13 protein-coding genes are annotated in these 17,754 nt (G+C 72.6%); 10 read left to right on the forward strand and 3 right to left on the reverse strand.

The annotated features are described in order from the left end of the window. Positions 1-323: 323 nt before the first annotated feature. The gene (locus C593_RS0101185; protein ID WP_018845476.1) at positions 324-1,121 is read left to right on the forward strand and encodes a hypothetical protein; all 798 of its coding nucleotides are present in this window, start codon (positions 324-326) and stop codon (positions 1,119-1,121) included. A 117-nt stretch (positions 1,122-1,238) separates the two neighbouring features. On the opposite strand, the gene C593_RS0101190 is transcribed toward C593_RS0101185, so the two are convergent. Then, positions 1,239-1,781: a MarR family transcriptional regulator gene (locus C593_RS0101190; RefSeq protein ID WP_078521084.1), complete on the reverse strand. Its 543-nt coding sequence runs from the start codon at positions 1,779-1,781 to the stop codon at positions 1,239-1,241. A 336-nt stretch (positions 1,782-2,117) separates the two neighbouring features. Between C593_RS0101190 and C593_RS0101195 the strand changes: the two genes are divergently transcribed. Next, positions 2,118-2,966, forward strand: coding sequence for a lysozyme (locus C593_RS0101195; protein WP_018845478.1), 849 nt, complete (start codon positions 2,118-2,120; stop codon positions 2,964-2,966). A 43-nt stretch (positions 2,967-3,009) separates the two neighbouring features. On the opposite strand, the gene C593_RS0101200 is transcribed toward C593_RS0101195, so the two are convergent. Together C593_RS0101200 and lon are read right to left on the reverse strand one after the other, a co-directional pair. Beyond that, a complete protein-coding gene (locus tag C593_RS0101200) occupies positions 3,010-3,810 on the reverse strand; it encodes a pentapeptide repeat-containing protein (RefSeq protein WP_018845479.1) in 801 nt (266 codons plus the stop codon). Between the two features lie 292 nt (positions 3,811-4,102). Continuing rightward, positions 4,103-6,526 carry an endopeptidase La gene (lon, locus tag C593_RS0101205; RefSeq protein ID WP_018845480.1) on the reverse strand — a complete coding sequence of 808 codons (2,424 nt, stop codon included), beginning with the start codon at positions 6,524-6,526 and terminating at the stop codon, positions 4,103-4,105. Between the two features lie 504 nt (positions 6,527-7,030). On the opposite strand from lon, the gene C593_RS0101210 reads away from it, so the two are divergent. The 8 genes from C593_RS0101210 (at position 7,031) to C593_RS0101245 (ending at position 17,691) form a co-directional block, all read left to right on the forward strand. Then, the gene (locus C593_RS0101210) at positions 7,031-7,780 is read left to right on the forward strand and encodes a hypothetical protein (protein WP_026277245.1); all 750 of its coding nucleotides are present in this window, start codon (positions 7,031-7,033) and stop codon (positions 7,778-7,780) included. A gap of 67 nt (positions 7,781-7,847) precedes the next feature. Further along, positions 7,848-8,351, forward strand: a complete 504-nt coding sequence (locus C593_RS0101215) for a YfbM family protein (RefSeq protein WP_018845482.1) — start codon at positions 7,848-7,850, stop codon at positions 8,349-8,351. A gap of 212 nt (positions 8,352-8,563) precedes the next feature. Further along, a complete protein-coding gene (locus C593_RS0101220) occupies positions 8,564-9,466 on the forward strand; it encodes a nucleotidyltransferase domain-containing protein (protein WP_018845483.1) in 903 nt (300 codons plus the stop codon). Positions 9,467-9,585: 119 nt separating this feature from the next. After that, positions 9,586-10,230, forward strand: a complete 645-nt coding sequence (locus tag C593_RS0101225) for a GNAT family N-acetyltransferase (protein WP_018845484.1) — start codon at positions 9,586-9,588, stop codon at positions 10,228-10,230. A 488-nt stretch (positions 10,231-10,718) separates the two neighbouring features. Beyond that, the gene (locus C593_RS0101230) at positions 10,719-11,459 is read left to right on the forward strand and encodes a hypothetical protein (RefSeq protein WP_018845485.1); all 741 of its coding nucleotides are present in this window, start codon (positions 10,719-10,721) and stop codon (positions 11,457-11,459) included. Positions 11,460-11,559: 100 nt separating this feature from the next. Continuing rightward, positions 11,560-12,297: a response regulator transcription factor gene (locus tag C593_RS0101235; RefSeq protein WP_018845486.1), complete on the forward strand. Its 738-nt coding sequence runs from the start codon at positions 11,560-11,562 to the stop codon at positions 12,295-12,297. Beyond that, the gene (locus C593_RS0101240) at positions 12,294-13,604 is read left to right on the forward strand and encodes an ATP-binding protein (protein ID WP_018845487.1); all 1,311 of its coding nucleotides are present in this window, start codon (positions 12,294-12,296) and stop codon (positions 13,602-13,604) included. The genes C593_RS0101235 and C593_RS0101240 overlap by 4 nt, the downstream gene beginning before the upstream one ends. Before the next feature lie 268 nt (positions 13,605-13,872). Then, the gene (locus C593_RS0101245; protein WP_018845488.1) at positions 13,873-17,691 is read left to right on the forward strand and encodes a multifunctional oxoglutarate decarboxylase/oxoglutarate dehydrogenase thiamine pyrophosphate-binding subunit/dihydrolipoyllysine-residue succinyltransferase subunit; all 3,819 of its coding nucleotides are present in this window, start codon (positions 13,873-13,875) and stop codon (positions 17,689-17,691) included. The last annotated feature ends 63 nt before the right edge of the window (positions 17,692-17,754 follow it).

The raw sequence follows: 17,754 nt of genomic DNA on the forward strand, positions 1-17,754 counted from the left end.
AGATGACGACCGGTCACACGCGAGAGCCCCACCCCTGGTCCGGCTTCCGACCATTCCAGTGCGTCCGGGAGGGAGGCGCGCATCGGCCGCTCCGCCACCCGAACGAGTGAACAACATGGCGGAGTTGGCGAACAACTTCGGCGAGGGCCGCGCGGGAGCCCGGGCGGAGCGCGCATTGGACCTCGCGGCGTCCCTTTGGAAGGATGCGCGCCCGCATGTTCGCACATGGCGCCAACCGGGCCGAAACGCCCGTCTGACCTGCTGGTACGAGGTGTTCCGGGCTCCGTGCGGGCGGCGTGAAGGAGTCGTGCAGACTGGGTCGCATGCGCATCGACGCCGCCTCCGCGCCGGGCTCGGCCCACCGCCCCAACGAGGACTGGATCTCCGTCTCCCTGCCCGCCTCGGGCCAGGGTGGATCACTGGTCGTCCTGGACGGGGTGACTCCGCCGCGCGACGACGCGGGGTGCGTGCACGACGTCCCCTGGTTCACCACACGCCTCGGCGGCGCGCTGATCGAACTGTCCGGTTCGCGGCGCGAGCTGACACTTCGGGACGTTCTCGCGGAGGCGATCCGCCGCACCGCCGACACCCACCGCGACACGTGTGACCTTTCTCACGTCCGCACGCCACAGGCGACGGTGGTCCTGGCGCGTTGGGGCGACGGCCCGGACGGGGTCGTGGAGTACCTGGTGCTGTCGGACTCCACCCTGCTGCTGGAGTCCGGCGACGGGTCGGTCACGGCGGTCCTGGACGACCGGCTGGACCGGCTGCCGCCGGAGGCGCTGCGCACCCACGCCTCGGCGGACGCCCTGCGGAACGCGGAGGGCGGCTTCTTCACGGCCGCCGCAGACCCGGCCGTCGCGGCCCGGGCGGTGGCCGGGAGCGTCCCGAGGGCGGGGCTGCGGGCGGTGGCCGCGCTGACGGACGGCGCCTCCCGCTGGGTGGACCTGTTCGCCCGGGGCGACTGGGCGGACTGCGCGGCCGTGCTGCGCAAGGAGGGGGCGCGGGCCCTGATCGACCGGGTGCGCGCCCTGGAGACGGAGGCGGCGGCCGGGCGCGGCGGGGTCGTGCCCCGGTGGAAGGCGCACGACGACGCCTCGGCGGTGTACGCGGAGTTCTGACCACCCACGACTGCCCCGGCCGACGCGGCCCCGGGTGCCTCTCCCCAGGCTCCGGCGCGGCTTGCGGAGGGGCTGCGCGGCCCCGGGCGGGCGGCCCGGCGCGGGAACCCGCCGCCGTCAGTCGTCGGCGCCGGCGTTCAGCTGGTGCAGCAGCCGCGCCAGCTCCGCCACCTCGGCCCGGTCCCAGCCGGCCAGCTTGCTGCGGTAGCGCTCCCGCCTGGCATCGCGCACGTGCCGGAACCGGGCCATCCCCTCACGCGTGAGCCGGACCAGGGAGGCGCGGCCGTCGGCCGGGTCCGGTTCGCGCGTGACCAGCCCCAGGTCCTCCAGGGCCCGCAGCTGGCGGCTCATCGTCGCCTTGCCGACGCCGAAGTACGCGGCGAGTTCCGTGGCGCGCTGCGTCCCGGTCTCCTCCAGGCGGACCAGCAGGCCGTAGGCGGCGGGCTCCAGTTCGGGGTGGACGGCGCGGGCCATTTCGCCCGAGGAGGCGCGGGCCCGGCGCAGGAAGACCGTCAGCTCCCGTTCCAGCGCGAGGAACTCGCGGTCCACACCACCGGGACCGCCGCCCGGTCCCGTCGAACCGGCCGGACCGCTGGGCCCGGTCGTGTGGGCCGGCCCGGCCGTGTGTGGCGTACCGCCGTCGTGCACATCTGCACCCATCGTGCGCTGTCCCGGTTCTGCGAGTTTCGAGAGCTCTGAGGGCTCTGAGGGTTCTGAGGAGCTGGGAGTGACCTCCGGCGGTGCGTATCGCCGCAGTGCGGTCAGTATTTCGCAGGACGGGACGTCCCGGGGGCGCGGGTTCCCGTTCCGCGCGCCGCGTGTCCGGACCGGTCGGCGCGGGTCCGGGCCCGCGTCTCCGGACCGGTCGGCGCCGGTCCGGGTCTGCTCCCGAGCGGGGGCGGCGGGGCGGCGCCGGTGTGCGCCGTGCGGGTTCGCCACGCCGCCGGACGGGGCCGCCGGCCCGGCCCGTGATGATCTTGAAGGCACGCTGGGCCCGTGCACAGATCCGGAAAGACCGGCCGCCCCCGCCTCGCGCCGGCCGGCACCCTCGCCGCAGTCCTCTCCCTCCTCCTCGGGGCCCCGGGGTCCGCCTCCGCCGGACCGTCCTCCCCCTCCGCACCCGCCGGCCCCGCCGCCGTGCCGCGCGGCACGGCCCATATGGGCATGGGCGTCCTCGGCCACGACGGCCGGGGCGGCACGCCCGAGGGGCCGCGCGCGGTCCGGACCGAGGGCGTCGACGTCTCCAGCCACCAGGGGAACGTCGACTGGTCCTCGCTGTGGGCCGCCGGCGTGAAATGGGCGTACGTCAAGGCCACCGAAGGCACGTCCTACAAGAACACCTTCTTCGTCCAGCAGTACAACGGCGCCTACGACGCCGGCATGATCCGGGGCACCTACCACTTCGCGGTGCCCGACAAGTCCTCCGGCACCGCCCAGGCCGACTACTTCGTCGACAACGGCGGCGGCTGGTCGGCGGACGGGCGCACCCTGCCCGGCGTTCTCGACATCGAATGGAACCCGTACGGCGCCGCCTGTTACGGCAAGACACCGGCCGCGATGGTCGCCTGGATCCAGGACTTCCTGACCCGCTACAAGGCCCGGACCGGACGCGCGGCCGTGGTCTACACGGCGACCAGCTGGTGGACGCAGTGCACGGGCGGCCACGCGGGCTTCGGCGCCACCAACCCGCTGTGGATCGCCCGCTACGACAGCACCCCGGGGCCGCTGCCGGCCGGCTGGTCCACGTACGCGATGTGGCAGTACACCTCGTCCGGCCCGATCGTCGGCGACCACAACCGGTTCAACGGCGCGTACGACCGGGTGCAGGCGCTGGCCAGGGGCTGAACGCGGACACGGCCCCGGGACCCGGCCGGGTCCCGGGGCGGCGTCAGGCCCAGTGCGCGGGGCGGGTCAGCGTCCCCGGCAGCCGGGTCGCGCCGTCGCCCCGGGCCGCGTTGACCTGGGGCTGGGTCAGGAACACGGCGCCGGTGAGGTCCGCACCGGACAGGTCGGCGTCCCGGAGGTCCGCGCCGAGCAGGTCGGTGAGCCGGAGGTCGGCGCCGGACAGATCGGCGGCGATCAGCCAGGCGCCGCGCAGGCTGGTCCCGCGCAGGTCAGCGCCGCGCAGCCGCGCGCCCATCAGGTCGGCGCCCCGGCGGTCCCGGCGGCCGCCCCGCGCACCGGCGCGGGCCAGTTCGCTCGCCCGCCCCAGCAGCGGGCCCGCCTCCCGGCGGCAGGCGTCGACGTCGACGGCGAGCAGCGCGGCCGGGTCCTCGCGGGTGAGGGCGGCGACGGTGTCCCGCTGGGCGCGCAGCCGGGGGTGCACCTCGCGGGCGGCGGGCAGGGAGAGCGCCTCGTCGAGGTGGTGCAGCAGTTCATGGAGCTGCCGGACGACGGGGAAGACGGCGAACATCCCGGCGGCCGTCCCCGGCTCCTGGCGCCAGCTGGTGCCGCCGTAGAGGACCTGGGAGACGTGCTGCCCGGCGCCGAAGCAGTCGTAGACGGTGCAGCCCTGGTAGCCGGAGTCGCGCAACCGGGCGTGGATTGTGCAGCCGAAGTCCTCCCGGAGGTTGCCGCAGGGGGTGCCGGCGGGCTTGTCGGCGGCGAAGTCCGCGGAGGCGGCGAAGGGCAGCGCGACGCAGCACAGGCCGAAGCAGTTGGCGCAGTCGGCCCGCAGGGAGGTGTCCATCCGACCATTGTGCGTGCGGGAGGCGGCCGGGCCGCGCGGCGGAGGGGCACGGCAAGGGCCCGCCCGGGCGGAACGCGAAGTTCCGCCCGGGCGGGCCCAGGGGCTCCGGGTCCGGCCGCCCGGGCACGGGCCGGGCCCCGGCCGGATCGCCCCGGCTCGGGCTCGGATCGCACCGGCTCGGCTCGGCCCGCACCGGCTCGGGCACCGCGGCCGCCCTGGTCCCGGCTCGGACCCCGCTCAGCCCCCCCGGCTCAGGCCCCCGGCCCGGGCTCGGACCCGGCTCGGGCCCGGCTCAGGCCACCGCGGCCGGCACCAGCGCCTCGGCCGGCGAGAGCGCCAGCTCCAGCACCTGCCGGACGTCCGTGACCGGGTGGACCTCCAGCTTGTCGAGGATCTCGGCCGGGACGTCGTCCAGGTCGGGCTCGTTCCGCTTCGGGATGACCACCGTGGTGATCCCCGCCCGGTGCGCCGCCAGCAGCTTCTGCTTGACGCCGCCGATCGGCAGAACCCGCCCGGTGAGGGACACCTCGCCGGTCATCGCCACGTCCGTGCGGACCTGCCGCCCGGAGAGCAGCGAGGCGAGGGCCGTGGTCATGGTGATGCCCGCGCTCGGGCCGTCCTTGGGGACCGCGCCCGCCGGGAAGTGGATGTGCACGCCCCGGTCCTTGAGGTCCGCGACGGGCAGTTCCAGCTCCGCGCCGTGCGAGCGCAGGAAGCTGAGCGCGATCTGCGCGGACTCCTTCATCACGTCGCCGAGCTGGCCGGTCAGAGTCAGTCCGGCCCCGCCCGTCTCCGGGTCGGCCAGGGACGCCTCGACGAAGAGGACGTCGCCGCCCGCGCCCGTCACCGCCAGCCCGGTGGCCACGCCCGGCACCGCGGTGCGGCGCTCGGCCGGGTCCTGGGCGGACTCGGGGACGTGGTGCGGCCGGCCGATCAGACCGCGCAGTTCGCCGTCGGTGACGGTGAACGGCAGTTCCCGGTCGCCGAGTTCGTGCTCGGCCGCGACCTTGCGCAGCAGCCGGGCGACGGACCGCTCCAGGTTCCGCACGCCCGCCTCGCGGGTGTACTCCCCGGCCAGCTTGCGCAGCGCGGACTCGTCGATCGTCACCTCGCCGGTCTCCAGGCCGGCCCGCTCCAGCTGGCGCGGGACCAGGTGGTCGCGGGCGATGACGACCTTCTCGTCCTCGGTGTAGCCGTCCAGGCGGACCAGCTCCATCCGGTCGAGCAGGGCCTCCGGGATGGCCTCCAGGACGTTGGCGGTGGCGAGGAAGACCACGTCGCTCAGGTCGAGTTCGACCTCCAGGTAGTGGTCGCGGAAGGTGTGGTTCTGCGCCGGGTCGAGGACTTCGAGGAGGGCGGCGGCCGGGTCGCCCCGGAAGTCGGAGCCGACCTTGTCGATCTCGTCGAGGAGGACGACCGGGTTCATCGAGCCGGCCTCCTTGATGGCGCGCACGATCCGGCCGGGCAGGGCGCCGACGTAGGTGCGGCGGTGGCCGCGGATCTCCGCCTCGTCCCGGACACCGCCGAGCGCGACACGCACGAAGCTGCGGCCCATGGCGTGCGCCACGGACTCGCCGAGGCTGGTCTTTCCGACGCCGGGCGGGCCCACCAGGGCCAGCACCGCGCCGCCGCGCCGGCCGCCGACGACGCCGAGGCCCCGGTCGGAGCGGCGCTTGCGCACGGCCAGGTACTCGGTGATGCGCTCCTTCACATCGGCGAGGCCGGCGTGCTCGGCGTCGAGCACGGCCCGGGCGCCCTTGATGTCGTAGGCGTCCTCGGAGCGCTCGTTCCACGGGAGGTCGAGCACGGTGTCGAGCCAGGTGCGGATCCAGGAGCCCTCGGGCGACTGGTCGCTGGCGCGCTCCAGCTTCTCGACCTCCTTGAGGGCGGCCTCGCGCACCTTCCCGGGCAGGTCGGCGGCCTCGACGCGGGCGCGGTAGTCGTCGGACTCGTCGCCCTCGGACTCGCCGTTCAGCTCGCGCAGCTCCTTGCGGACGGCGTCGAGCTGGCGTCGCAGCAGGAACTCGCGCTGCTGCTTGTCGACGCCCTCCTGGACGTCCTTGGCGATGGACTCGGCGACGTCCTGCTCGGCGAGGTGCTCGCGCAGCTGCTCGGTGGCGAGCCTGAGCCGGGCGACCGGGTCGGTGGTCTCCAGCAGTTCGATCTTCTGGGCGGTGGTGAGGAACGGGGAGTAACCGGAGTTGTCGGCGAGCTGCGAGATGCCGTCGATCTGCTGGACGCGGTCGACGACCTGCCAGGCGCCGCGGCGCTTCAGCCAGTCGGTGGCGAGCGCCTTGTACTCCTTGACGAGTTCGGTGACCTGGCCGGGCAGGGGGTCGGGCACGGTCTCCTCGACGACCGTGCCCTCGATCCACAGCGCCGCCCCGGGCCCGGTCGTCCCGGCGCCCACGCGCACCCGCCCGACACCGCGGATCAGCGCGCCGGGGTCCCCGTCGGACAGCCGGCCGACCTGTTCGACGGTCCCGAGCACGCCGGTGGCCGCGTAGGTGCCGTCCACCCGGGGAACGAGGAGCACCTTCGGCTTGTTGCCCGAGGTACGCGCGGCCGCCTGGGCGGCCTCGACCGCGGCCCGCACCTCGGTGTCGGTCAGGTCGAGCGGCACCACCATGCCGGGCAGCACGACCTCGTCGTCCAGGGGCAGCACGGGCAGGGTCAGCGGTGTGTGGACCGTGAAGTCGTCGGCATCGGCAGCCATGATCTCCCCTTCGGCAGTCAAGTTGAGCTGTACCGACTCAATGCATGTGAGCCCCGGGATGTTCCCCTGGAGTTGTTCGCTGTGAGCGATCACGCTCCGGAGGTGTCCTGCGACGTGGATCTCTTCGTTCTGCAGCTTGAGGTTTCGTCGCGGGCTCGCGTTAGTGGGTCGTGGCAGTTTCGTTAGGGGTACTACCGGGCGAGGTCTCCGTGCCGCCGGTGGAAGCCAGCGCCCAGCCCCGCCACCCGACTCGCGCAGCAACGGCGCGCTCGCGTCTTCGACGCATCCCACCGAGCTGGTGAGGCGCTCGTCGCACACCGCTACCCCGCCGCCGTCTTCCGGCGAGCCTGGCACCCCGTGCAGAGACACGTACTCACCCCAAACGGAAAAAGCCACTACCAACTGCGACCGTGACGACCCTGGGAAGAAATCCGAGAGAGGAGGGACAGATGTTCTCCTGCCCCAATGCTCCTGGCAGGCACCATGCCTGATTGGATCCCCTGCATGACCGACTGGCAGAAGCTCAGCCACGCCTACGGCTCCGCCGAGGACATACCCGCCCTGCTGTCACGAATCGTGTCCGAGCCCAAGTCCGAGCTCTGGAACGATCTGTGGTCCGCACTCTGCCACCAGGGCAGCGTCTACTCGGCCAGCTTCGCAGCGCTTCCCTGGCTGGCCGGCATGGCCGAGAACGAAGACCGGGAACAAGCCGTCAGCGCCCTGAACCTGGCGGGGGCAATCATGGCAGGCGCCGAGCAGCCGCATGGAGCCGGCGATGTCCGCTCACAGCACTCGGCGGAAATCGCGGCCCTGCTGGCATCGGTGAACCGCCATCTCCGGACAGCAACCGACCGCACCGAGTACATCAACCTCCTGGAGTCCATGCTCGCCTTCGAGGGCGTCGTCGGATGGAGCGAGGATCTGGCTTGGGGGCTCGGGAACGAGGAGTACGAAGTCTCCTGCCCCGGCTGCGCAGCCAACCTGTTCATCGTCCTTGGTGAGCGCGGCTTCTTCTGCACCAGCGAGGACTACGCCCTGTCAGACGACACCATCGACACCCGCCCGCTCCGGGCCACGAGCCAGGCAGACTTGGGAGGCATCGGTCGGCGTCTCCACGACATCGCACTCGCCGACAGCCAATACGTTGTCGCACACATGCTGACCTACGTCTTCGGGAACGCGACCTGCCCGGACTGCGGCACCGACTTCTCAGTTGCCGATCGGATCAGCGCCGACTGGGCGAGCACACAGTAGTCCCCGTTGGGCAAACACCTACACCTCTGCTGACCTGCTTGTCAGCACCTAAAGTTAGCATCCGGCCATGAGCATGATCGGAGAATACGCCCGCCTCACTCCTGCCGAACTCGACCACGCGATCCAGGACCCCGACTGGGCCCAAGAGTTCGTCGGCGATCTGATCGAGGCGGAGTTGGACGCAACACCCAATGCATTGGCAGCGCGCTGCCATGACGTCGACAAGGCATGGCACGCGCTCGACTTCCTGCTGCGTCGCATCGACTTCCCCGTCGACATCGTTCACGGCGAGGAAGAGATCCCCGGGGCGGAAGACTGGGGTTACGGGCGACCCCGATTTCTCAGCCCCGAACGCGTGCGCCTCGCAGCAGAGACGCTCGCCGCCACGCCTCACGAGGCCCTTGTTGAAGGCGTTCATCCGGCAGAACTCGCCGAGGCCGAAATCTACCCGACCCCCGTCTGGGAGCGCGGCGAGTCGCTCGACTACGTGACCAGCCATTACCAGGCGATGGTTCCGTTCTTCCGGGCAGCAGCAGACGCCGGGGACGCCATGCTCATCTGGCTGGACTGACAGTCCTCACCACTCCGCGCCGCATCCCAGAAAATGCAGGGTCAAACTGCACAGATCCGGGCCGGACAGACCCACACGTTCCTTCATGCCCCAGCTCAACACCCGGTCGCGATGCGACTACAAGATTCATAGGACCCCGGAGGCGGTGCCGGCCGTGGCGGCGGGGTGGAAATCCGCTGGCGGGAGCGGGGGTGCCGCGCGAGAGTGGCGCGATGGAGCACCGGAACGGCGGGGGCCGCGATCCGATCACCACGGGGCACGCGCCGCCGCGCGGCCTGAAACCGGACGGAACGATCGCCCGGGAGGGCTCCCCCGACCGCGTCCCGCCGCCGTTCACCCCGGTCGTGGCGGCCCTGCGGGAGGAGTTCGGCGGCCGCTTCGGCGGGGCTCGCGGACTGCACGGCCTCTATCTGTACGGGAGCGTGCCGCGCGGGACGGCCCGGCCCGGCGTCTCCGATCTCGACGCGCTGGTCCTGCTGGACCGCGAGCCCACGGCCCGCGACCGCGCGGACGCGGCGGACCTCGCGGCCGGTCTGAACGCCGCGTATCCGGTGGTGGACGGCGTCGGCGTCCTGCTGCACTCGGCCGCGGCGGCGGTGAGCGACCTGGAGCGGTACGACCTCGGCTTCTTCGTCGCCTGTCTCTGCACCCCGCTCCTGGGCGAGGACCTCGGCGCACGGCTGCCCGCCTACCGCCCGACCTCCCTGCTGGCCCGGGAGACCAACGGTGATCTCGCCCTCGCGCTCCCGCGCTGGCGGTCGCTGGAACGCGGGACGGCTGCGGCCGGCCCGGAGCGCGCGGCGCTGGCGCGCCGGGTCGCGCGGAGGGTCGTACGCACCGGCTTCACCCTGGTGATGCCGCGCTGGGGCGGCTGGACCAGCGATCTGGAGCTGTCGGCCGCGCTGTTCGGCCGCTGGTATCCGGACCGGGCGGCGCAGATGCGGCGACTGGCGGCAGTGGGCCGGACCGGCCCGCCCGGGGAGCCGGAGGAGACGGGCGGCGGCGAGGACGTGCTGCGGCCGGTCCTCGACGACCTCGGACCGTGGCTCGCGGCCGAGTACGCGGCGTGGCACGGGACCAAGGCGCCACGCCCCGCCCCTCCCGCCACCGGGTGACGCGAATCACCCGCGCCCGGGCCCGGCCGGCCGTCGCGCACACGCACACCCTCGCGATGTAATGGCTGAATCACAGATCCAGCCATTACCCACCTGAGGTGTGGGCGAGGAGAACGCGTATGTCCTTTGAATCCACCGCCGCCGCCGTCGACGCCTGGGTCCGCGGCTGGGTCGTCTCGCGCGGGGCGGCCGACCCCGTGGCCGCGCCCTGGGGGTTCACCGTGGACGTGGGGCAGGTCCGGCACGCGACACGGCATGTGCTGACCGCGGACGACGAGGCGACCGTCCGTGAGGTCGCGGGACGAGTCGCCGCGCCGACCGTATGGCTGAAGGTGTTCGCGGAACCGGCGGACGTCGTCCGGTGGGCCGGGCCGGGCTGGCAGGTCGACGAGCCGGGCTGGCTGATGTGGACTTTGCTGCGGCCCGCCGGGGCGCTGGCCGTGCCCGCCGGCTACACCCTGCGCACCTGGGACCGGGGCGGGGTGACCCGGGTCCTGGTGACCGCGGCCGACGGCTCCTTCGCCGCGCGCGGGCAGATCGCCCCCACCGGCGTGACCGCCGTCGTCGACCAGATCGAGACCGCGCCGGAGCACCGGCGCAAGGGCCTCGGCCGCCTGGTGATGCACACCCTGCACGAGGCCGCCCTCGCCCGGGGCGCCACGACCGGTGTCCTCGGCGGCACACCGGACGGCCGCGGGCTCTACGAGTCCCTGGGCTGGCGGGTCCAGGCGCCGCTGGTCAGCCTGTTCCACGCGGCGGGCTGAACGGCCCGCCCGCGGGCAGCCGGACGTCCGTTCCGCCCTCCCGGGAGACGTCCGCGGAACTCCCGTGAACCGCCGGCGCCCGCCCGGCGGGCCCCTGGCGCTCGGCCGGCTGACCGACCCCGCGCGGTATGCCTGGAAGGGAGCGCGGCCTCGGCAACCGCCCGTCGCTGCCTCACACCAGGCCCCGCCCGTCCGCCCGGGGCCCCGCCGGCCGGACGCGCCCGTCCGCCCGGACCCGCCCCGCGCGGTCCCGGCGGCCCCCGACCCCGCGCACCCGCCCCGCGCGGTCCCGGCCCCGCCGCCCACCGCGCCCCGCCCCGCCCCGGTTACGAATCCCCGCATGGGGAAGGCGCTGCCCCGCGGAAGACGTTTGTCCGCCCCCGTCCCGCCCCGTCAGGATGGGACCGCTCCCCGGGCGGAACGCACCCGGAGCCGGTGTCCGGCCCGGAGGCGGGCGCCCACCGTCCAGACCACCGGAGGCCGTCGCCATGACCTTCCCCGCCGACCCCGCAGCGCCCGCAGGGCCCGCCGGTCCCGCCGGCCCGGACCCGGACGCGCCCGTCGTCCTGGACCGGCGCGAGGGGCCCCACGGCGAGGTGGTGCTCCGCAGGCGCGGGGAGGGCCCGGGCGCGGTCCACGAGATCATCGCCAACGGCACCTTCCTGATGGACACCTCCGACGGGCACTCCGAACGCCTCCTGGTCGACGCCGCGTTCGACGCCATGGAGACCGGCAACGTGGCGCCGAGCGTGCTGATCGGCGGACTCGGCGTCGGCTTCTCCTTCGTGCACGCGGCCGCCCGCGAGGAGGCACGCCACATCGTGGTGGTGGAGCGCGAGGAGGCGATCATCGACTGGCACCGCGCCGGCCCGCTCGCCGCGATCTCCGGTCCGGCCCTGGCCGACCCCCGCTGCGTGATCCTCCACACGGATCTGGTGGAGCACCTGGCCACCACCACCGACCGCTTCGACGCCCTCTGCCTGGACATCGACAACGGCCCCGACTGGACGGTCACCGAGGGCAACGGCGAGCTGTACGCGCCGGCCGGACTCGCCGACTGCCTGCGGGTGCTGAAGCCGGGCGGAGTGCTGGCCGTGTGGTCCGCGCAGCCTTCGTCCGACTTCGAAAAGGCGTTGCGGAATGCCGGATTCAGCGGGGTACGGACCGAAGAGATCCGCCTTGCCCGGGGCGTACCGGACGTGGTCCACCTCGCTGTTCGCCCTGCGTAGCCGGGAGCCCTCCGATGCCCTTACGCTGCTGGGACACACACGGGCCGGAGCGGTCCGCTTCATGTGTGCGGCACGCAGGAACAGGTACAGGGGCGGGGCGATGGAGCAGACACACACCACGCAGAACGGCGTCGCGGCCACGCCGGGAGCCCAGCGCCGGGTGCTCGTCGTCGAGGACGACTCCACCATCGTCGACGCGATCGCGGCGCGTCTGCGCGCCGAGGGCTTCCTCGTCCAGACCGCCACCGACGGCCCGGCCGCGGTGGACGCCGCCGAGGCGTGGCAGCCCGACCTGATGGTCCTCGACGTGATGCTGCCGGGCTTCGACGGCCTGGAGGTCTGCCGCCGGGTGCAGGCCCAGCGGCCGGTGCCCGTTCTGATGCTCACGGCGCGCGACGACGAGACGGACATGCTGGTCGGTCTCGGCGTCGGCGCGGACGACTACATGACGAAGCCGTTCTCGATGCGCGAGCTGGCCGCCCGGGTGCACGTGCTGCTGCGCCGGGTCGAGCGGGCCGCGCTGGCGGCGGTCACCCCGCGCAGCGGGATCCTGCGGCTCGGCGAGCTGGAGATCGACCACGCGCAGCGCCGGGTCCGGGTCAAGGCGGAGGACGTGCACCTCACGCCGACCGAGTTCGACCTGCTGGTCTGCCTGGCGAACACCCCGCGGGCCGTGCTCTCCCGGGAGCAGCTGCTCGCCGAGGTGTGGGACTGGGCCGACGCCTCCGGGACGCGGACGGTCGACAGTCACATCAAGGCGCTGCGCCGGAAGATCGGCGCGGAGCGGATCCGTACGGTCCACGGAGTCGGCTACGCCCTGGAGACCCCGGCGCCATGAGCCCGTGGCGGCGCGGCGGCCCTCAGGAGCGGCCGGCGGGGGCCCGGACCGTCCCGGCGCCGCCCGGCGGGGCCCCTGAGGTCCCGGGCCCCCGGGAGCCCGGCCACCCCCCGCAGACCGCCGGTCCCCCGGCCGGCCATGCTCCGGACCGCCACGGTCCGGACCCGGACAACCCCGGCGGCCCGGCCACGCCCCCCGCCGGGGAGCGCCCCGCCTGGAAGCGGACCCTCCGGCGCTGGGCCGGCCTCGGCAGTCTGACGATCTCGATCAAGACGAAGCTGAGCACCCTCGTCGTCGTCTCGGTCCTGATCACCACCGGTCTGATGCTGATGGCCTTCCACAGCAAGACCGAGGTCCGCTTCATCACCATCTTCACGATGATCGCCACGCTGCTGATCACCCAGTTCGTGGCCCACGGCCTGACCGCCCCGCTGGACGAGATGAACAAGGTCGCGCGCGGCATCTCGCACGGCGACTACACCCGCCGGGTGCGGGGCGCCGACCGGCGGGACGAGCTGGGCGACTTGGCATCCACCATCAACCGCATGGCGGACGACCTGGAGGCCGTGGACCGGCACCGCAAGGAGCTGGTCGCCAATGTCTCGCACGAGCTGCGCACCCCGATCGCCGCGCTGCGCGCCGTGCTGGAGAACGTGGTCGACGGGGTGTCCGCGGCCGATCCCGAGACGATGCGCACCGCGCTGAAGCAGACCGAGCGGCTGGGGCGGCTGGTCGAGACGCTGCTCGACCTGTCCCGGCTGGACAACGGCGTGCTGCCGCTGAGGGCCCGGCGCTTCGAGGTGTGGCCGTATCTGTCCGGGGTGCTGAAGGAGGCCAACCTCGCCTCCTCGCAGCGCGGGCTGGCCTCCGGCTCCGGCCACCACACCCGTACCGACGTCCATCTGCACCTGGACGTCTCACCGCCCGAGCTGACCGCGCACGCGGACCCGGAGCGGCTGCACCAGGTGGTGGCGAATCTCATCGACAACGCGGTGAAGCACTCGCCCCCGCACGGCCGGGTCACGGTGCGGGCCCGGCGCGGCTTCGGCCGGGAGTCCCTGGAGCTGGAGGTCCTGGACGAGGGCCCGGGCATCCCGGAGCAGGAGCGGCACAAGGTCTTCGAACGGTTCAACCGGGGCCAGGTGGCGTCCCCGCACGGTCCGGGCAGCGACGGCGGCACCGGGCTGGGGCTGGCCATCGCGCGCTGGGCCGTCGATCTGCACGGCGGGCGGATCGGTGTGGCCGAATCTGCACGCGGTTGCCGGATTCGAGTCACCCTTCCGGGGCTCCCCGCACCGCTAGGTTGACGTAGGGTTCGAACCGGAGCGCCTCGTTCATCGTGCTGATGACCGAGGCGGGCGAAAGGCTGCAGGCCAGTGCGGTGCAGTCGCGGGTAGGCGTACCCTGACACAAGCGGAACCGGCTTTGTTTCCCGCCAATCACGGCCCCGAAACCCGCCTTTCGATGTGACTTGCGCGACGATGCCCTGCCCGGCCTGCACCTCCCGGCCAGGGAGGCGTAGCCTTTATTTCCGCTGTCCATCACCTTGCGAAGCGGAAGAGGGCGGTTCTCGCCGTGTCGTCTCAGTCCCCCAGTAACGCGAGCCTTCAGGCCGACCAAGGCGCGCAGGGCCAGAACCCTGCCGCCGCGTTCGGAGCCAACGAGTGGCTCGTCGACGAGATCTACCAGCAGTACCTCCAGGATCCGAATTCGGTCGACCGTGCCTGGTGGGACTTCTTCGCCGACTACAAGCCGGGAGCCGGCACGGCGGACAAGGAGAAGGCGGCCGAGCCCGCCGCCGCGGCCCCCACCCCGTCCGCGGCCGAGCCCGCCGCCCAGCCCGCGGCGCCCGCCCAGGCCGCCGCCCCGGCGAAGGCCGCCCCCGCGCAGTCGAAGCCGGCCCCGGCCGCCTCCGCCGCGAAGCCCGCGGCCGCCGCTCCGGCGAAGCCCGCGCCCGCTCCCAAGGCCGCCGCCCCGGCGAAGGCCGAGGCGGAGCCCGCCGAGGCGCCCGCCGGCCCCGAGCTGGTGACCCTGCGCGGCCCGGCCGCCGCGGTCGCGAAGAACATGAACGCCTCGCTGGAGCTGCCCACGGCCACCTCCGTGCGCGCGGTCCCGGTGAAGCTGCTCTTCGACAACCGCATCGTCATCAACAACCACCTCAAGCGCGCCCGGGGCGGGAAGATCTCCTTCACCCACCTCATCGGCTACGCGATGGTGCAGGCCATCAAGGCCATGCCGTCGATGAACTGGTCCTTCGCGGAGAAGGACGGCAAGCCGACGCTGGTCAAGCCGGAGCACGTCAACTTCGGCCTGGCGATCGACCTGGTGAAGCCGAACGGCGACCGCCAGCTCGTCGTCGCCGGCATCAAGAAGGCCGAGACCCTCAACTTCTTCGAGTTCTGGCAGGCGTACGAGGACATCGTCCGCCGCGCCCGCAACAACAAGCTGACGATGGACGACTTCACCGGCGTCACCGTCTCGCTGACCAACCCGGGCGGCCTGGGCACCGTGCACTCGGTCCCGCGTCTGATGCCCGGTCAGTCGGTCATCATGGGCGTCGGTTCGATGGACTACCCGGCCGAGTTCCAGGGCACCTCCCAGGACACCCTGAACAAGCTGGGCATCTCCAAGGTGATGACCCTCACCTCCACGTACGACCACCGGGTCATCCAGGGCGCCGCCTCCGGCGAGTTCCTGCGCGTCGTCGCGGGCCTCCTCCTCGGCGAGGACGGCTTCTACGACGACATCTTCGAGTCCCTGCGCATCCCCTACGAGCCGGTCCGCTGGCTCAAGGACATCGACGCCTCGCACGACGACGACGTCACCAAGGCCGCGCGGGTCTTCGAGCTGATCCACTCCTACCGGGTCCGCGGCCACGTCATGGCCGACACCGACCCGCTGGAGTACCGCCAGCGCAAGCACCCCGACCTGGACATCACCGAGCACGGCCTCACCCTGTGGGACCTGGAGCGGGAGTTCGCGGTCGGCGGCTTCGCCGGCAAGTCGATGATGAAGCTCCGCGACATCCTCGGCGTGCTGCGCGAGTCCTACTGCCGCACCACCGGCATCGAGTTCATGCACATCCAGGACCCGAAGCAGCGCAAGTGGCTGCAGGACCGGGTGGAGCGCGCGCACTCCAAGCCGGAGCGCGAGGAGCAGCTGCGCATCCTGCGCCGGCTGAACGCGGCCGAGGCCTTCGAGACCTTCCTGCAGACCAAGTACGTCGGCCAGAAGCGCTTCTCGCTGGAGGGCGGCGAGTCCGTCATCCCGCTGCTGGACGCGGTCATCGACTCCGCCGCCGAGTCCCGCCTCGACGAGGTCGTCATCGGCATGGCCCACCGCGGCCGGCTGAACGTGCTGGCGAACATCGTGGGCAAGTCGTACGCGCAGATCTTCCGGGAGTTCGAGGGCAACCTCGACCCGAAGTCGATGCACGGCTCCGGCGACGTGAAGTACCACCTGGGCGCCGAGGGCACCTTCACCGGCCTGGACGGCGAGCAGATCAAGGTCTCCCTGGTCGCCAACCCCTCCCACCTGGAGGCCGTCGACCCGGTCCTGGAGGGTGTCGCCCGCGCCAAGCAGGACGTCATCAACAAGGGCGGCACGGACTTCACCGTCCTCCCGGTCGCCCTGCACGGCGACGCGGCCTTCGCCGGCCAGGGCGTCGTGGCCGAGACGCTGAACATGTCGCAGCTGCGCGGCTACCGCACCGGCGGCACGGTCCACATCGTCATCAACAACCAGGTCGGCTTCACCGCCGCCCCGGAGTCCTCGCGCTCCTCGATGTACGCCACCGACGTGGCCCGCATGATCGAGGCGCCGATCTTCCATGTGAACGGCGACGACCCGGAGGCCGTGGTCCGCGTCGCGCGGCTCGCCTTCGAGTTCCGCCAGGCGTTCAACAAGGACGTCGTGATCGACCTCATCTGCTACCGCCGCCGCGGTCACAACGAGGGCGACAACCCGCAGTTCACCAACCCGCAGATGTACAACCTGATCGACAAGAAGCGCTCGGTGCGCAAGCTCTACACCGAGTCGCTGATCGGCCGCGGGGACATCACCCTCGAAGAGGCGGAGCAGGCGCTCCAGGACTTCCAGGGCCAGCTGGAGAAGGTGTTCGCGGAGGTCCGCGAGGCCACCAGCCACCCGGCCCCGGCCCATGTCCCGGACGCGGAGCCCGAGTTCCCGGTCGCCGTGACCACGGCCGTGTCCCAGGAGGTCGTCAAGCGGATCGCCGAGTCGCAGGTCAGCATCCCGGACCACATCACGGTCCACCCGCGGCTGCTGCCGCAGATGCAGCGGCGCGCGGCCTCCGTCGAGGACGGCACCATCGACTGGGGCATGGGCGAGACCCTGGCCATCGGCTCCCTGCTGATGGAGGGCACCCCGGTGCGCCTCTCCGGCCAGGACACCCGCCGCGGCACCTTCGGCCAGCGCCACGCGGTCCTGGTGGACCAGGAGACCGGTGAGGACTACACCCCGCTGCTCTACCTGACCGAGGACCAGGCCCGCTACAACGTCTACGACTCGCTGCTCAGCGAGTACGCGGCGATGGGCTTCGAGTACGGCTACTCGCTGGCCCGCCCGGACGCGCTGGTCATGTGGGAGGCCCAGTTCGGTGACTTCGTCAACGGCGCGCAGACCGTCGTGGACGAGTTCATCTCCTCGGCCGAGCAGAAGTGGAGCCAGCACTCCGGCGTCACCCTGCTGCTGCCGCACGGCTACGAGGGCCAGGGCCCGGACCACAGCTCCGCCCGTCCCGAGCGCTTCCTCCAGATGTGCGCTCAGGACAACATGACGGTCGCGATGCCGACCCTGCCGTCGAACTACTTCCACCTGCTGCGCTGGCAGGTCCACAACCCGCACCACAAGCCGCTGATCGTCTTCACCCCGAAGTCGATGCTGCGTCTGAAGGCGGCGGCGTCGAAGGTGGAGGAGTTCACCTCGGGCGGCTTCCGCCCGGTGATCGGGGACACCGACGTCGAGTCGGGCGCCGTCGACCCGGCCGCCGTGCGCAAGGTCGTCTTCTGCGCGGGCAAGGTCTACTACGACCTCGACGCCGAGCGGAAGAAGCGCGGCGCGACGGACACCGCGATCATCCGGCTGGAGCGCCTGTACCCGCTGCCGGGTGCCGAGCTCCAGGCCGAGATCGCCAAGTACCCGAACGCCGAGAAGTACCTGTGGACGCAGGAGGAGCCGGCGAACCAGGGTGCCTGGCCGTTCATCGCGCTCAACCTGATCGACCACCTGGACCTGGCCGTCGGCGCGGACATCCCGGGCGCCGAGCGTCTGCGGCGGATCTCGCGTCCGCACAGCTCCTCGCCGGCCGTGGGCTCGAAGAAGCGCCACGAGCAGGAGCAGGAGCAGCTGGTCAACGAGGTGTTCGACGCCTGACCGGCGCTTATTGACGGCACGGTGCGACGGGCCCGGCACCCCTCGGGGGTGCCGGGCCCTCGT

It is taken from the genome of Streptomyces sp. CNT372 (genome assembly GCF_000377145.1).

Bases quoted from the DNA above. Each gene is read 5' to 3' on its own strand.
- C593_RS0101220 (WP_018845483.1), top strand. From the start codon at position 8,564: ATGGAGCACCGGAACGGCGGGGGCCGCGATCCGATCACCACGGGGCAC.
- lon (WP_018845480.1), bottom strand. From the start codon at position 6,526: ATGGCTGCCGATGCCGACGACTTCACGGTCCACACACCGCTGACCCTG.
- C593_RS0101215 (WP_018845482.1), top strand. From the start codon at position 7,848: ATGAGCATGATCGGAGAATACGCCCGCCTCACTCCTGCCGAACTCGAC.
- C593_RS0101200 (WP_018845479.1), bottom strand. From the start codon at position 3,810: ATGGACACCTCCCTGCGGGCCGACTGCGCCAACTGCTTCGGCCTGTGC.
- C593_RS0101225 (WP_018845484.1), top strand. From the start codon at position 9,586: ATGTCCTTTGAATCCACCGCCGCCGCCGTCGACGCCTGGGTCCGCGGC.
- C593_RS0101235 (WP_018845486.1), top strand. From the start codon at position 11,560: ATGGAGCAGACACACACCACGCAGAACGGCGTCGCGGCCACGCCGGGA.
- C593_RS0101210 (WP_026277245.1), top strand. From the start codon at position 7,031: ATGACCGACTGGCAGAAGCTCAGCCACGCCTACGGCTCCGCCGAGGAC.
- C593_RS0101190 (WP_078521084.1), bottom strand. From the start codon at position 1,781: ATGGGTGCAGATGTGCACGACGGCGGTACGCCACACACGGCCGGGCCG.
- C593_RS0101185 (WP_018845476.1), top strand. From the start codon at position 324: ATGCGCATCGACGCCGCCTCCGCGCCGGGCTCGGCCCACCGCCCCAAC.
- C593_RS0101240 (WP_018845487.1), top strand. From the start codon at position 12,294: ATGAGCCCGTGGCGGCGCGGCGGCCCTCAGGAGCGGCCGGCGGGGGCC.
- C593_RS0101230 (WP_018845485.1), top strand. From the start codon at position 10,719: ATGACCTTCCCCGCCGACCCCGCAGCGCCCGCAGGGCCCGCCGGTCCC.